We start from the raw sequence: 15,014 nt of genomic DNA on the forward strand, positions 1-15,014 counted from the left end.
GCATGAATGACTGGCCTGGAGGACGGTCCGGCGACCGTCAGGGGCGTCACGGCCGCGGCAGCGCCGACGCCCAGCCCGAGGGCGCTCGGGTGATGCCCCACGTGCGGCCCGGTTCCGTCCCGCCGCAGCAGCGGCAGGGGTACGACGACGTGGCCGGCCACGCCGCGCCGTACGACAGCGGCTACAACACGGGCCAGGTCTACGGCATCCCCCGGGGCGGCCACGGCGGCCGCGGCGGGGGCCCGGGCGGCGGCCACGGCCCCGGCACACCGCCCGCGCCGCCGTACGGCCCCGGCGCGCGCCCCGCGCCGGACTGGGGCCGCCGCCTCAAGGTCGGCTCGATCACGGTCGTCGCCGTCCTCCTGGCCACGACGATCGGCACGTACTTCTGGGCCGACGGCAAGATGCGCCGCGAGGTGGACCTCGCCAAGGTCGTCGAGCGCCCCCAGGAAGGCGACTGCACGACGTACCTCATCGTCGGCTCCGACAGCCGCGAGGGCATGACCGCCGAGGACAAGAAGCGCCTGCACACCGGCTCCGCCGACGGCAAGCGCACCGACTCGATGATGATCCTCGCCGCCTGCGGCAGCGGGAACACGATGATCTCCCTCCCGCGCGACTCGGACGTGGAGATCCCCACGTTCGTCGGCTCGGAGTCCGGCAAGACGTTCCAGGGCACCGGCCGCCGGGTGAAGCTGAACGCGGCGTACGCCGAGGACGGCCCCGAACTGCTCGTCCGCACCGTCGAGCACAACACCGGGCTGCGCATCGACCACTACGCGGAGATCGGCTTCGCCGGCTTCGCCAACATCGTCGACGCGCTCGGCGGTGTCGAGCTGACCATCGAGAAGGGCTTCAAGGACAAGAAGTCCGGCGCCGACTTCAAGGCGGGCAAGCAGACCCTCGACGGCGAGCAGGCGCTCGCCTTCGTCCGGACCCGCTACGCCTTCGCCGAGTCGGACCTGGCGCGGACGAAGAACCAGCAGAAGTTCCTCGCGGCGCTCGCCAACCAGGCGGCGACGCCGGGCACGGTCCTCAACCCGTTCGCGCTGTACCCGACGCTCGGCGCCGGCCTCGACACGCTCATCGTCGACAAGGACATGTCGCTGTTCGACCTCGCCGAGATGTTCTTCGCGATGAAGAGCGTCAACGGCGGTGACGGGAAGTCCATGAACATGCCCGTCTCGGGCAGCCGCGGCGGCAACCTCGTCTGGGACAGGGCGAAGGTGAAGGAGCTCGTGCGGCAGATCCAGAACGACGAGAAGGTCACCGTCACCGGCAACTGACCGCCGTGGACACGGGGCGGGGCCGGTCACCGCGTACGGTGACCGGCCCCGCCCCTCGTCGTGCGGCCCGCTACCACTGGTAGGGCTTGTACACGTCCATGCAGTCGGCCTTGGCGCCGTTGGAGTTCTCGGCGTCCGACGGCAGGTCGCCGGCCTTGGGCTCCTCCTGCTTCGGGAACGCGTCGCCCTCGCGCCAGTCCCCGCCGACCGTCAGCCTCAGCCCGTCCACGTCGTCGGCGGCCCGCACCGCGCCGGCCGGCAGGCCGACCGCCGCCGCCACGGACAGCGCGTCCGCCTTCCCCTGCGCGCCGGACGACTTCGGGTAGGCGAGGACCGTCTCCGCCGCGGGCGTCGCGTCCCGGGAGGCGGCGGCCCGGGTGAAGCCCTTGCCGCGCAGCGCCTCGGCGACCCCGCTGGCGCGGCCCTTCACCGCGTACTGCCCGTCCGTCCCGGTGCCGTTGACGACCGTGACGGCGAGGGAGGACGGCGCGGCGGCGGCCGGCCCGGTCTCCTTCGGCGCGGTGGACGGCTTCGCCGCCGCCGTCGAGGGGCCGCCGTTGCTGTCGAAGGGGATGTCCTCGCGGAGCATCCGCCAGATCCGCTGCGCGGACTTCTCCACGGGCAGCAGGTGCGCGCGGTTCTGGTGGTCCTCGACCGTCGGCAGCGTCGTCATGGTGATGCGGTTGGTGGGGACGTCCTTCAACTCCATGGCGAGGGCGAAGAGTTCGTCCACCGTACCGAGCTCCTCGGACACCTGCAGCGCCTTCGTCCCCGCCTCCGCGAGGTCCATGATCCGGCCGGTGTCCGTGAACGCGTTCTGTTCCTTGAGCTGGCGCAGCATCGCGTTCATGTACATGTGCTGGGCCTTGGCGCGGCCCTGGTCGTTGAAGAAGGCGTGCCGGGTGCGCAGCCACTGCAGCGCCTGCTCGCCCTTGACGTACGTCTCGCCCTTCCGCAGCTTCAGCCCGGAGCCGCCCGGGACCTGCGCGGTCGGCCGGTCCCACACGTTCGCCTTCACGCACACGGGGACGCCGCCGACCGCGTCGGCCATCCGCACCACGCCGGCGAAGTCGACCATCATCCAGTGGTCGATGTAGACCCCGGTCAGCTTCTCCCAGGTGGTGAGGGTGCAGCCGGGCCCGCCGCGCTGCAGCGACTCGGTGATGATCCGGTTGGTCGGCGGGTACTCCTCGCCCGTCTCGGTGTCCTTGCAGGCGGGGATGTCGACGCGGGTGTCGCGCGGGATGCTCACCACGGCGGCGCTCCTGCGGTCGGCGGAGACGTGCAGGAGCATCTGGACGTCGCCGCGCGGCTTGTCGCCGACGGTGTCCTTGGCGCCGCCGAGCGCCAGGTTCTCCTTGGAGTTACGGCCGTCCGCGCCGATCAGCAGGATGTTGAGCGGGGTGTTGCCGGACGCGTCGGGCGCGGCCTTCTGCACGCCGCTGTCGCCGCCGCTGCGGCCGCCGCTGCGGATGTTGCCGTTGAGGTGCTCGATGTAGAGGTACCCGGCGCCCGCGGTGCCCAATATCAGCAGCGACAGCAGCGAGGCGGCCCAGCGCAGCACCCGCCGCCTGCCGCTGCGGGCGCGCCGCTGAGGCGGCCGGCCCGCCCGGCGGCGGCCACCGCCGGCGCTCCGCGCGCCGCGCCCGGCCCCACCGCCCGGCCCGCCGTCCTTCCCCCCGTCCGGGGCGCCGCCGCCCGCGCGCCGGGCACCCCCGCGCCCGGTGCCGGCCGTCGTGCCCGCGCCCGTACCCCCGTCCGTCGCGACGGCGCCGTCGCCGCCGGTCCGGTCGTACGACGGGCCCGCTCCGTCGGGACCGTCGTCCCGCCCCGGGTCACGGGCGTCCCGGGCGTGCGGAACGCCGTCCCGCGTCCCCTCCCCACGCACGCTGCTGTGTCCCACCCACGTCTCCCCTGTTGATCAGGTCCGCGTCACTTCGCGCACACCTGTTTGTCCGCTGCCATCGCGCCCTCCGGCGCCTTCGCCGGTCCGGTGAGGGGGACGCCCGCGCCCTTGAAGTCCCTGCCGAGGGTGAGCGTCATCGGCTCGCGCTCCCCGGCGTCCTCCGCCCCCTGCTTCAGCGCCGTCGCGGGCAGGCCCATCAGGTCCGCGAGCGCGCGGGCCTGGTCCGCCTGGTTCGGCGCGAACTCCAGCGTCGTCTTCGCGATCTCCGCCGGGGCGTTCGCCTTGTTCGTCGACTTGAGGACGCCCGCCGAGTTCTGCAGCCAACTGATCGTCGACTGGGCCCCGCCGCGCACGCCGCTGCCGTTGTACACGTCGACCCGTACGTCGGCGGCCTTGGCGCGGGGGCCCTCCAGGAGCGCGGCCTGCGCCTCCTTGCGGGCGTTCTTGGCGTCCTTCTCCTTCTGCTCCACCTCGGTGAGCGAGATGTCGTTCTTGATGATGGAGAAGAGCGGCTCGGCCTTGGCCTCGTCGAGGACGACCGTCGCCTTGACCGTCTCGGCCGGGTTGTCGAGCACCGGGACCGTGGCGAAGGTGATGTTCTTCGGGTCGACCTTGGCGACCTCCATGCCCAGTTCCTGGAGCTTCTTGACACTGCCTATGCCGTCGTCGACGGTGAGCGCCTTCGTCGCCGCGTCCGCGAGGTCCAGCAGCTTCGACGGGCTGGTCAGCGTGTCGCTCGACTTCATCTTCCGGAACATCGAGCCCATGAACTGCTGCTGCGTCTGGATGCGGCTCAGGTCGCTCTTGTTGCCGAACGCCTGCCGGGTGCGGACGAACGCCAGTGCCTGCTCGCCCTCGATGACGCTCGTTCCGGCGGGCAGGTCCAGCCCGGACTTCTTGTCCTTCACGGGCTGCTCGACGCACACCTCGACCCCGCCGACGGCCGACGACAGCGTCTTCACGGCGTTGAAGTCGACCATCATGAAGTGGTCGATGGGGACGCCGGTGAGCTCGTGGACGGTGGCCATGGTGCACCCGGGGTTCCGGTCCATCTGGCCGAGGCTCGTGTTGAACCGCACGCCGCTCTGGGCGGGGATCTTCTTCTCCGTGCCGTCGTCGAGCTTCGTCGTGCACTCGGGGATGTCGGTGATCAGGTCGCGCGGGATGGACAGCGCCGTGGCGTTCGTCCGGTCCTTGGAGACGTGCAGGAGGATCGTCGTGTCGGCGTGTCCGGGGCTGTTCTTGTCGCCGTAGCCGGAGTTTCCGTCACCGGTGCGCTTGTCGGTGCCGATGACCAGGATGTTGATGGCCTGGTCCTTCTTGAAGCCGGTGCCGCCGCCCGCGCCCGCGACGTCGATGGTGCTGAGGTTCCCGTCGAGCCGCTCGTACAGGTAGTAGGCGACGGCACCGGTGGTGAGGAGGGCGAACGCGGTGACCCCGCCCGTCCACATGAGCGCCTTCTTCGTACGGGTCTTCCCGCCCTTCGCCTTCCCCCGGCGCCGGCCGGCCGCCGCCGGGGCCGCGGCGCGGCGTCCGCCGCCCTGCGCGGGCGGCTCGGTGGTCCGGCGCCTGCGCTGCCCGGGGACCTCCGCCGCACGGCGCCGGGGGCCCGCCGGCGACTTCTCGGCCGGGGCGGCCGGCGCGGCGGACGAGGACGGCGTACGGGCGGCCCGGCGCCCCTGGGCGGGCGGGGCCGCGGGGTGGGGGGCGGTGGAGGGTTGCTGCCCTTCGGAGTGGTCCAGTCGCAGTTCGTAGTTGCCTGTCTGCGGGTTCAGTACCCACTGGTCGGCGGGGTCGATGCCCTCCGCCCCTCCACGGCTGTGCGCGTCCACGGTCGCCTGAGTCCTCCGTCGGTGCCACGCGAGGCGCCCTCCCCCATCGGGCGCTCGGTCTTTCGATCCACGGGTGCGCGTCCTGCTCGGTCGCTCGCACCGGATCGCGTCACACTATCCGCCCAGTTCAGCGCCGGGCGACGTCCGTGACAAATTCCACGCCCCTTACAAGCGGGCATTCCGCCCAATCGTCATACTCCGTCGCCCCCGTCACGATTTTCCTCACACCTCCCCGCGGGCCCCCGACGGGCCCGCGCATCAAGGGCACGCGTTCGCGGCCGCATTGGTTCCGGTGAACGTGGGCACCGGGGCGGGGGCCCCGGAGGCCCTCGGCGAAGCGCCCGGCGCGGTGCCCGCCCCGGGGGTCCCGGAGGCCCCGGTCGGCCCCCCGGTCGCCGGTGCCGAGGGCGTCGCCCCGCGGCCGTCCCGCTCGGCGGCCGGGACGACCGCCACCGGCGCGTCCACGCGCAGCCGCTTGAACAGCAGCCCCGCGTCCGGCTGTACTAGTTCGTCCCTGTTCGGATTGGCGTGATACGGCTTCCGGGGAACCGTCAGGAACTGCACCTTTTCGGTGGGTACGCTGCGCAGCCGCCGCGCCAGGTCGTACAGGTCCTTCAGCGAGTTGAGCTCCGGGTCCGTGGTGAGCGCCTTGGTCGCCGCGTCCAGGACCGGGTACAGCCGGGCCGGGTTGAGCAGGACGCCGTTGCTCTGCATCTTGGTGACGAGCGCGCCGAGGAACTCCTGCTGCCGGCTCATGCGCTCCGTGTCGCTGCCGTTGCCGAGGGACTTGCGGGCCCGCACGTAGCCGAGGGCCTGCTCGCCGTCGAGCGTCTGCGGCCCGGCCGGCAGCTCCAGCTTGGCGTCCGGGTCGTCGATGGGCTCGCGGACGCACACCCGCACGCCGCCGACCGCGTCCACCATGTCCTTGAACCCCCGGAAGTCGACCACCACGTGGTGGTCGACGCGGATGCCGGTCAGCTTCTCGACCGTACGGACCGTGCACGCCGTCCCGCCCGCCTGGAACGCCAGGTTGAACTGGGCGAACCGCGGCGCGGACCGCTTGCCCGCGCTCGTGCGGCAGCCCGGGAGCTCCACCATCAGGTCGCGCGGGAGCGACACGGCCGTCACGCCGTGGCCGCGTGCCGACAGGTGCAACAGGATCGTCGTGTCGGACCGCTGCGTGCCCTGGTCCTGCCCGTACTCGGCGTTCTCCCCGGCCCGGGTGTCGGAGCCGATGAGCAGGATGTTCCTGCCGCCGCGCGGGACGGGCAGGGGGCGCTCCCGCTCGTAGCGCTTCAGCTCGGCCACCGCCGCCGCGTCGGTGGTGATGTTGCCGTCGAGCTTCCGGTACAGCCACCAGCCGGCGCCGGCCGCCACGAGGACGACGACGGACGAGCCCAGCGCCGCCCAGCGCAGCCACGTCGGCCGGTGTCCGGCCGAGGTGTCCGGGTCGGGGGGAGTGCCGGCGGTGTCCGTCACGTCGTCAGTCCGTCCTTAGAAGGCGTCGGCGGCACCCAGGGCGGCCGTCGCATGGTGAGACGGCCGAACCCCGCGCGGGGTTGTGCGCCCGGTGAGGCGTACCGCCGATGATGTACCGGACGGGACCCCGGAACCCGGCGGACTCGGCACGCGGTCCGCCGGACGGGTGGACGGCGGCGGGCCGGGGGTCCGGCCGCGCCGGCGGTGTCGGGCGGTGTCGTCCTGGCGGTGTCTGGCGGTGTCTGGCGGTGTCGGCCCGGTCGTGTCGGACGGCGTGGGCCCGGCCGCGTCAGGCGGCGTCGGCCCGGTCGGTGACGCGCTCGCTCCCGATCCGCGCGGCCAGCGCCTCGGGCGCCAGCCGGTCCAGGTGGCGGCACAGGACGACGGAGCCGCCCGCAGCCAGCGGCGCGTACAGCCCCGCGGCCACGCCCTCCCAGGAGTCCCAGGGCAGCCCGGACAGCAGCCGCGACCCGGGGCCGAGGCCGCGCCGCGCCGCGTCCGCGCGCGCCCGCTCGACGAGGGCGGCGCCCGTCAGCTCCGTACGGCCGCCCGAGGAGTCGCGTACGGCGAGGGCGGGGGCGTCCGGGTCGACGGGGGCGTACGGGGCGAACCGGTCGCCCTGGCTCGGCACCTCGACCGCGTAGTCGTCGTAGCCGGCGGGCGGCACGGGGAAGCGGCGGCCCAGCGGGGCGAGCGACAGGGCGAGGCGGCTGCCGGTGCAGGCCAGGCCCTCGTCGAGCCGGTCGGGGCCGGCCACCACGTGGTCCGCGCCGGCCGGGTCGCCGTCGAGGTCGGCCACCACGCCCACGGACGCGCAGGCGAGCAGCCAGACGGCGGTCTGCCAGTGCGCGGGCAGCAGCAGGGCGACCCGCTCGCCGGGCTCGGCGGAGAGCCCGTCCTGGAGCAGGTTCGCCGTCTTGGCCACCCAGTTGGCGAAGGTGGCCACCGAGAGTTCGACGCGCTCACCGGTGGCGTCGTCGTAGTACGTGACCAAGGGGCGGGCCGGGTCCGCGGCGAGCGCGGATCGCAGCAGGTCGGCGGGGGTGCGGTCGCTGGCGTTCACGCGGCCAAGGGTACGCGGGCGGGGCGGGCGCGGCGGGGCCGAGCGGGTGATCCCGTACGCCGGAAGGACCGATGGGGCGTCAGGGAAATCGAGAAGCGCAACTCCGGTGAAATGTCCACTATCTGGCTATGCGTTCCATTCGAGTTCCCTTGATCGGCGTAGCGGTCGCGGTCGCCACCGCCTCCGGCTCCGCCCTCGCACTGCCCCTGACCCTGTCCACATCGGCCGTCGCCGCGCCCGCGGCGGGCGACGTGCCGGATCCCGGTTCCACCCGCTCCCTGCCCCTCGTGCCGCTGCCCGACCCCGAGCGCAGCGCGCCCCCCGGCACCCGCGCCGCCCAGGGCCTGCCGCGCCGGGACGTCGAACCGTTCTCGATGGTCGGGGTCGTCTGGGACGAACCCGACGCCGAACTGCACGGCACCGTCCAGGTGCGCACGCGGTCCACCGCGACCGGCGCCTGGTCGGCCTGGCAGGACCTGGAGGCCCACCAGCACGACCACGGCGCCGACCCCGGTACGGCCGAAGCCCGTTCGGAGGCGGTGCGCGGCGGGACCGCGCCGCTGTGGGTGGGCGACTCGAACGGCGTCGAGGTGCGCGTACGGCCCGAGGCGCCCGAGACGTCCGAGGGGCGCGGTGCCGCGGCGCCGGCCCTGCCGCGCGGTCTGCGCGTCGAGCTGGTGCACCCGGGCGATGACCCGGCCGGTGCGGCGGAGCCCGGCGCCGGGGGCGCCGGACAGGGCCTGGACGCCGCGCCGCAGGACGACGCCCCGCACGACGACCCGGCAACGGACGAGGACCCCGACGACACGGACCCCGACGACACGGACCCCGACGATACGGACCCCGACGACGGTGACGACGGCGGCGGTGACGCCGATGGCGACGACGGTGACACCGACGGCGACGGTGACGACAGCGGTGACACCGACACCGACGACGGCGGTGACACCGACACCGACGACGGCGGTGACACCGACACGGACACCGACACCGACACGGATACCGACACCGACACCGACATGGACGAGGGTCCCACCGGGCCCGTGGAGGGTGATCAGGACGCCGGCGCGCTCACCCCGGAGGAGTCGGCCGCCTCGGCCGTCAACGCCGACCTCGCCCCCCTCGGCGCCACCGAGATCCCGGCGCTCTCCAAGGCCGAGACGGAGGCGGACCTCCCCAGCACCACCGCCGCCAAGCCGTACATCGGCGCGCGCCCGCGGATCGTCACCCGCAAGGGCTGGGGCGCCGACGAGAAGCTGCGCGAACCGAACTTCCTGTACACGAAGTCCGTCCAGGTGGCCTTCGTCCACCACAGCGCCACCGGCAACAACTACACCTGCGCCCAGGCCCCCTCCGTCCTGCGCGGCATCTACCGCTACCACGTCCAGAGCATGGGGTGGCGCGACCTCGGCTACAACTTCGCCATCGACAAGTGCGGGACCATCTACGAGGGCCGCGCGGGCGGCGTGGCCAAGCCCGTCCAGGGCGCCCACACCCTCGGGTTCAACACCAACACCACCGGCATCGCGGTGCTCGGCTCGTTCTCCTCCACCACCCCGCCCGCCAAAGCCGTCACCGCCGTCGCGAAGCTGACGGCCTGGAAACTGGGCCTCTACGGAAAGGACCCGCGCGGCAAGAGCACGCTGACGTCGGGCGGCGGAAACCGGTACAAGAAGGGCACGAAGGTTCAGTTCAACACCATCTCCGGACACCGCGACGGCTACTCCACCACCTGCCCCGGAGCCAAGCTGTACGGCAAGCTCGGCACGATCCGTGCCGCCTCCGCCGGCTACCAGGGCAGGCCCTGACCGAAACGCCGTGTCGGACCGTCCGTCCAGGTCTGCCTAGGATCTGCCTACACTGCCTGGTCGTGCCGATCATATGAGCGCTCCCCGGCCGGGGCCGGAGCGCCGGACCGGCCACCACCCCACGACCGGCCCAGCAGGAAGCAGAGACGACAGGTGACAGAAGCGATCCTCCTGGTCGGCGGCAAGGGAACCAGGCTGCGACCGGTGACGGTGAACACACCGAAGCCGATGGTCCCGGCGGCGGGCGTGCCGTTCCTCACGCACCAGCTCGCCCGGGCCCGCGCGGCCGGCGTCGAGCACATCGTGCTGGCGACCTCGTACCTGGCCGAGGTGTTCGAACCGTACTTCGGCGACGGGTCGTCGCTCGGGCTCCACCTGGAGTACGTCACCGAGGTGGAGCCGCTCGGCACCGGCGGTGCGATACGCAACGTCGCCCCGCGGCTCACGTCGGGGCCGGACGAGCCGGTCCTCATCTTCAACGGGGACATCCTCACCGGCCTCGACATCCGCGCCCTGGTCGACACCCACGAGACCTCGGGCGCCGACGTCTCCCTGCACCTGACCCGGGTCGAGGACCCGCGGGCGTTCGGGCTCGTCCCCACGGACCCCACCGGACGCGTCACGGCGTTCCTGGAGAAGCCGCAGACGCCGGAGGAGATCGTCACCGACCAGATAAACGCCGGCGCGTACGTGTTCCGCCGGTCCGTCATCGACACGATCCCCGCCGACCGGCCCGTCTCCGTCGAACGCGAGACGTTCCCCGGCCTCCTCGCGGACGGCGCCCACCTCCAGGGCATGGTCGACTCCACGTACTGGCTCGACCTCGGCACCCCGCAGGCGTTCGTCCGCGGCTCCGCCGACCTCGTCCTGGGGCGCGCCCCCTCCCCGGCCGTACCGGGCCGCTGCGGCGACCGCCTGGTCGTGGCCGGCGCGACCGTCGCGCCGGACGCCAAGCTCACCGGCGGTACGGTCATCGGAGAGGGCGCCACGGTCGGCGAGGGCGCCCGGATCGACGGCAGCGCCGTCATGGCGGGCGCGGTCGTCGAGCCCGGCGCGGTGGTGACCGACTCCCTCGTCGGCGAGGGCGCCCGGATCGGCGCCCGCACCGTGCTGCACGGCGCGGTGATCGGCGACGGCGCGCACGTGGGCGCCGACAACGAACTGCGCGACGGCGTCCGCGTCTGGTGCGGCGCCCGCCTGCCCGACGCGTCGGTGCGCTTCTCCTCCGACCAGTAGCCGGGCGCGTCCGGGGGGCCATGGCGTTACGGGGTGGTGAACCCGGGCGGGACGAGCCAGTAGCCGGTCGCCTCCGGGGGTTACGGCGTTGCGGGGTGGTGACCGGGGCGGAACGACCGGCAGCCGGACGCGTCCGGGGACTACCCTGTCGGAGACCCGACCCTGTCGGGGATCCGACCTTCCCGCACCACTGGAGCCCCCGTGGCCGGCCGCTACGCCCCCCGCCCCCGGCGCACCCCCGCGCCCGGCGGCCCGGGCGTACCCGCGGGCCCTCCCGGCACTTCCGGCCCTCCCGGGCGGCTGGGGGCGGCGGGGACGACGGCCGGGCACTCCACGCGCGTTCCGGCCCGGGCCCCGGGCCCGACGGGCGCCCCGGCGGCGCGGTCCCGGCGGCGCTGCTGGGTGCCGCCGTGGCCGTTGGACCTCGGGCTCACGCTGGGCCCGCTGCGGCGGGGCCCCGGCGACCCCACCTTCCGGGCCACGCCCGACGGCGCGTTCTGGCGGACGTGCCGTACGCCCGAGGGGCCCGGCACGCTGCGGATCACCGCGAGCGGCGGCGCCGTCGAGGCCGAGGCGTGGGGGAGCGGCGCGGACTGGCTCCTGGACCGGCTGCCCGTCCTGCTCGGCGAGCGGGACGACCCGGACGCGTTCACGCCCCGCCACCGCCTCCTCGCCCTGACCCGGCGGCGCCTCCCCGGCCTGCGGCTCGTACGCACCGGGCTGGTGATGGAGTCGCTGGTCCCGTCGATCCTGGAGCAGAAGGTCACGACGGACGAGGCGTACCGCGCGTGGCGACTGCTCGTGCGCCGGTACGGCGACCCCGCGCCCGGCGCCCCCGCCGCGCTCCGCCTCTCCGTGGTGCCGGAACCCCGCACGTGGGCGCTCGTCCCGTCCTGGGAGTGGCACCGCGCGGGAGTCGACGGCAAGCGCTCGGCGACCGTGCTCCGCGCCGTACGGGTCGCGCCCCGCCTGGAGGAGGCGGCCGGCATGGCGCCCGAGGACGCCCGGCGCCGGTTGGAGCTGGTCCCCGGCATCGGCCCGTGGACGTCCGCCGAGACGGTCCAGCGCAGCAACGGCGCGCCCGACGCGGTCACGACCGGCGACTACCACCTGCCCGGCATCGTCGGCCACGCCCTGGCCGGCCGCCGGGACGCGGACGACGCGGAGATGCTGGAGCTGCTGGAGCCGTACGCCGGGCAGCGGCACCGCGCCGCCCGGCTGATCCTGCTCAGTGGCCGCACCCCGCCCCGCCGCGCCCCACGCATGACACCGCGCGACATCGCCCCCCTCTGACCCGCCCCCCACCCGACCCCGCCCACGACGGACCGGCCGACCCCGCCCACGACGGACCGGCCCGCGCGGCCCGCGGGGCCTCACCGGACGGTGAGGAAGTCCTCCGGGTCCCGCTCCGGCCGGGGCTTCGCCGGCTCGGCGGGCCGACCGATCGCGACCGCGCCCATCGGGTCCCAGTCGTCCGGCAGGTCCAGCACCTCCCGCACCACGTCGCGGCAGAACATCGTCGACGACACCCACGCCGAGCCGAGCCGCTCGCCCGCCAGCGCCACCAGGAAGTTCTGCACCCCGGCGCCCGCCGCGACCACGAACATCTCCCGCTCGGCGGTGTCCCTGCGCGCGTCCCCGTAGTGGTGGGCGCCGGCCGTCACCAGGCACGGCACCACCAGGTACGGCGCGTTCCGCAGGACGTCGCCGCGGCGGACGCGCCGGGCGACGGACTCCTCGTCCCGCCCGTCCCGCCGCAGGTCGGCGATCCACGCCTCCCGCATCGCGTCCAGGAGCCGGGTCCGCGACGCGGCGCTCTCCAGCAGCACGAACCGCCACGGCGTCGTGTGGTGCGGCGCGGGCGCCGTCACCGCCGCGGCCACCGCGCGCCGTACGGCACCGGGGTCGACCGGGTCGTCGGTGAACGCCCGTACGGTGCGGCGCCGCGTGACCGCCTCGCGCACCGCCTCCGAGGTGCCGAGCCGGAACATGTCACTGCCCGCGTCGCGCACCAGCGCCCGCGCGCCCGGGTCGTCCTCACCGTCCCCGGCCACCAGGTGCGGCAGGCCGCGCACGACGGCGACGGGCCGCCCGGCGGCCTTGCCCTTGACCAGGTCGCCGGCGGCGGCCAGCTCGTCCGCACTGGCCACGACCGTCGCGACGAGCGGGTTGCCGTACGTGTCGGTGCCGCCCCGCAGGTCGTCCAGGACGCGCACACCGGCCGCGCCGATCGCGACGTCCGTGAGCCCGCTGCGCCAGGGCCGGCCGAACGTGTCGGTGACGACGACGCCGACGTCGACGCCGAGCAGGTCGCGCAGCCCGGCGCGGAGAGCGCGGGCGGACGCGTCGGGGTCCTCGGGCAGCAGCAGGACCGTCCCGGCGGGCGTGTTGGACGCGTCGACACCGGCCGCGGCCATCACCAGCCCGTTGCGGTTCTCGACGATCCGGAGCGTGCCGCGCCGGGCGACGGTCCGGACGGTCTCCGCGTCGATGGCCGCCTCGCGGTCCTCGGCGGCGACGACCCGCCCCTCCGCCTTGCTCACGACCTTGGACGTGACGAGGACGACGTCGCCGTCCGCGAGGTCCGGCTCGGCCGCGGCGATCAGCGCGGCCAGGTCGTCGCCCTTCGTGACCTCGGGGATCCCGTCCGGTGCCCACACCCGGTACGAGACGGTCATCCGCGCACCTCCTCGGCGAGGGCCAGCGCCTCGCGCGCCATCGCCGCGGCCGCGTCGACGTCGGTCATCAGCAGCGGAACGGACCGGCAGCGGATCCCCGCGGCCTCCACCTCCGCGATCGCGTCCGCGTCGACCGTGTCGACGAGCCAGCCGTCCAGCAGCCCCGAGCCGTAGTGCCGGGCGACCGCGGCGGCCGTCGCCTCCACGCCCACCGCCGCGAGGACCTTGTCGGCCATGCCGCGCACCGGCGCGTTCCCGACGATCGGCGACAGGCCCACGACGGGGACGCCGGCCTCCGCGACGGCCTCCCGGATGCCCGGCACGGCGAGGATCGTGCCGATGCTCACCACCGGGTTGGACGGCGGGAACAGCACCACGTCCGCCTCGGCGATCGCCTCCAGCACGCCGGGCGCGGGCTTGGCCTGCTCGGCGCCGACCGGCACGACCGCGTGCGCGTCGACGGAGGCGCGCAACTTCACCCAGTACTCCTGGAAGTGCACCGCCCGCCGTTCGCCGCCGATCTCGACCGCGACGTGCGTCTCGACCCGGTCGTCGGACATCGGCAGCAGCCGCACGCCGGGCCGCCACCGGTCGCACAGCGCCTCGGTGACGGCGCTGAGCGGGTAACCGGCGCCCAGCATCTGCGTACGGACGATGTGCGTGGCGAAGTCGCGGTCGCCGAGGCCGAACCACTCCGGTCCGACCCCGTACGCCGCGAGTTCGCCCTTGACCGTGAAGGTCTCGTCCGCACGGCCCCAGCCCTGCTCCTCGTCGATGCCACCGCCGAGGGTGTACATCACCGTGTCCAGGTCGGGGCAGACCTTCAGCCCGAAGAGATGGATGTCGTCACCTGTGTTGCCGATGACCGTGATGTCCGCGTCGGGCGCGGCCCGCTTGAGGCCGCGCAGGAAACGGGCACCACCGATGCCACCGGCCAGAACCACCATGCGCATGCGGGCAGTCTGTCAGGCGGGGACGACACTCCGGGCGCTCGGGGCGAAACTGTGGATAACTCCGGCCGTGTCGTGCATCGGCATGTCGGTGAGGCCCGGGAAGTAGAGGTGCAGACTGACGGCCGGTTCGAGCGAGTCGTTGACGAGCTCGTGCACCCGGCCGGGGGTGACGACCCGGCCCGGCGCCCCCTGCGCGCCCCCGGCGAGCGTCCGCACGCCCCCTTCCGTACGTTCCGTCAGCTCGCCCTCCAGCACGGTGAAGTAACCCGACGAACGGCCGTGGTCGTGCGGCCCCGTGCCCTGGCCGGGCAGCCACGACAGCAGCCACACCTCGTAGCCGGGCCCGGTGCGCAGCCGGCGGTACCAGCGGGTCGTGGCGTCGTACGCGACGAGCGGCGCCCACAGGGCGCGGTCGGCCGCGATGGAGCGGGCGAGACCGGCGAACTCCGCGACGGTGCTCGGGTGTTCCTTGGCAGGCTGGAGGAGGTGCTGGACGGCGAGGATGTCGCCGGCGATCTGGAGGTCGCTGTCGCTGTTCATGGGTGCTGGGTGTCCTCGGCGGAGCGGTTCGGCGGGTACGGGCCCGCGCGTGCGCCGGGGGAACGGGCGTGCGCGGGTGCGGCGTGGGACTCGCCTGGGGGAGGGGCTGGAGCGCTACGGCGTCAACAGCACGAACAGCAACAGCGCGCGTGGACAGCGCGCCGGAACCCACGGGCACCGTGGGTCGCGAGGAGCGCTGTGGTCGCTGGCATGCCCCCACGGTGGACCGGCCC

11 protein-coding genes are annotated in these 15,014 nt (G+C 74.2%); 4 read left to right on the top strand and 7 right to left on the bottom strand.

What is annotated here, in order from left to right:
• Positions 1-2: 2 nt before the first annotated feature.
• Positions 3-1,286 (top strand): LCP family protein, encoded by a 1,284-nt coding sequence (locus RND61_RS22365; RefSeq protein WP_315879829.1) that lies wholly within the window; start codon positions 3-5, stop codon positions 1,284-1,286.
• Between the two features lie 70 nt (positions 1,287-1,356).
• Here RND61_RS22365 and RND61_RS22370 read toward each other — a convergent pair whose 3' ends face one another.
• From RND61_RS22370 to RND61_RS22385, 4 genes are all read right to left on the bottom strand, one after another.
• The gene (locus RND61_RS22370; RefSeq protein WP_315879830.1) at positions 1,357-3,189 is read right to left on the bottom strand and encodes an LCP family protein; all 1,833 of its coding nucleotides are present in this window, start codon (positions 3,187-3,189) and stop codon (positions 1,357-1,359) included.
• A 29-nt stretch (positions 3,190-3,218) separates the two neighbouring features.
• Positions 3,219-5,024, bottom strand: coding sequence for an LCP family protein (locus tag RND61_RS22375; protein ID WP_315879831.1), 1,806 nt, complete (start codon positions 5,022-5,024; stop codon positions 3,219-3,221).
• A gap of 258 nt (positions 5,025-5,282) precedes the next feature.
• Positions 5,283-6,503, bottom strand: coding sequence for an LCP family protein (locus RND61_RS22380; RefSeq protein WP_315879832.1), 1,221 nt, complete (start codon positions 6,501-6,503; stop codon positions 5,283-5,285).
• Between the two features lie 289 nt (positions 6,504-6,792).
• Entirely contained in the window at positions 6,793-7,566 is a 774-nt protein-coding gene (locus RND61_RS22385; protein WP_315879833.1) for a TIGR03089 family protein, read from the bottom strand.
• Positions 7,567-7,694: 128 nt separating this feature from the next.
• Between RND61_RS22385 and RND61_RS22390 the strand changes: the two genes are divergently transcribed.
• The 3 genes from RND61_RS22390 (at position 7,695) to RND61_RS22400 (ending at position 11,903) form a co-directional block, all read left to right on the top strand.
• Positions 7,695-9,374, top strand: coding sequence for a peptidoglycan recognition protein family protein (locus tag RND61_RS22390; protein ID WP_315879834.1), 1,680 nt, complete (start codon positions 7,695-7,697; stop codon positions 9,372-9,374).
• A 153-nt stretch (positions 9,375-9,527) separates the two neighbouring features.
• Positions 9,528-10,610, top strand: coding sequence for an NDP-sugar synthase (locus RND61_RS22395; protein ID WP_315879835.1), 1,083 nt, complete (start codon positions 9,528-9,530; stop codon positions 10,608-10,610).
• Between the two features lie 201 nt (positions 10,611-10,811).
• Positions 10,812-11,903, top strand: coding sequence for a DNA-3-methyladenine glycosylase family protein (locus RND61_RS22400; protein ID WP_391653910.1), 1,092 nt, complete (start codon positions 10,812-10,814; stop codon positions 11,901-11,903).
• Positions 11,904-11,983: 80 nt separating this feature from the next.
• On the opposite strand, the gene RND61_RS22405 is transcribed toward RND61_RS22400, so the two are convergent.
• The 3 genes from RND61_RS22405 to RND61_RS22415 are packed head-to-tail and all read right to left on the bottom strand — an operon-like array spanning position 11,984 to position 14,781.
• Positions 11,984-13,288 (bottom strand): coenzyme F420-0:L-glutamate ligase, encoded by a 1,305-nt coding sequence (locus tag RND61_RS22405; RefSeq protein WP_315879837.1) that lies wholly within the window; start codon positions 13,286-13,288, stop codon positions 11,984-11,986.
• Complete coding sequence (gene cofD, locus RND61_RS22410) at positions 13,285-14,241, bottom strand: 2-phospho-L-lactate transferase (RefSeq protein WP_315879838.1); 957 nt, start codon at positions 14,239-14,241, stop codon at positions 13,285-13,287. The genes RND61_RS22405 and cofD overlap by 4 nt, the downstream gene beginning before the upstream one ends.
• A 12-nt stretch (positions 14,242-14,253) precedes the next feature.
• On the bottom strand, positions 14,254-14,781 hold the full coding sequence (locus RND61_RS22415; protein ID WP_315879839.1) for a cysteine dioxygenase: 528 nt from the start codon (positions 14,779-14,781) through the stop codon (positions 14,254-14,256).
• Between the last annotated feature and the right edge of the window lie 233 nt (positions 14,782-15,014).

Origin of the sequence: Streptomyces tamarix, from assembly GCF_032423885.1 — a bacterium.
Taxonomy (GTDB): domain Bacteria; phylum Actinomycetota; class Actinomycetes; order Streptomycetales; family Streptomycetaceae; genus Streptomyces; species Streptomyces tamarix.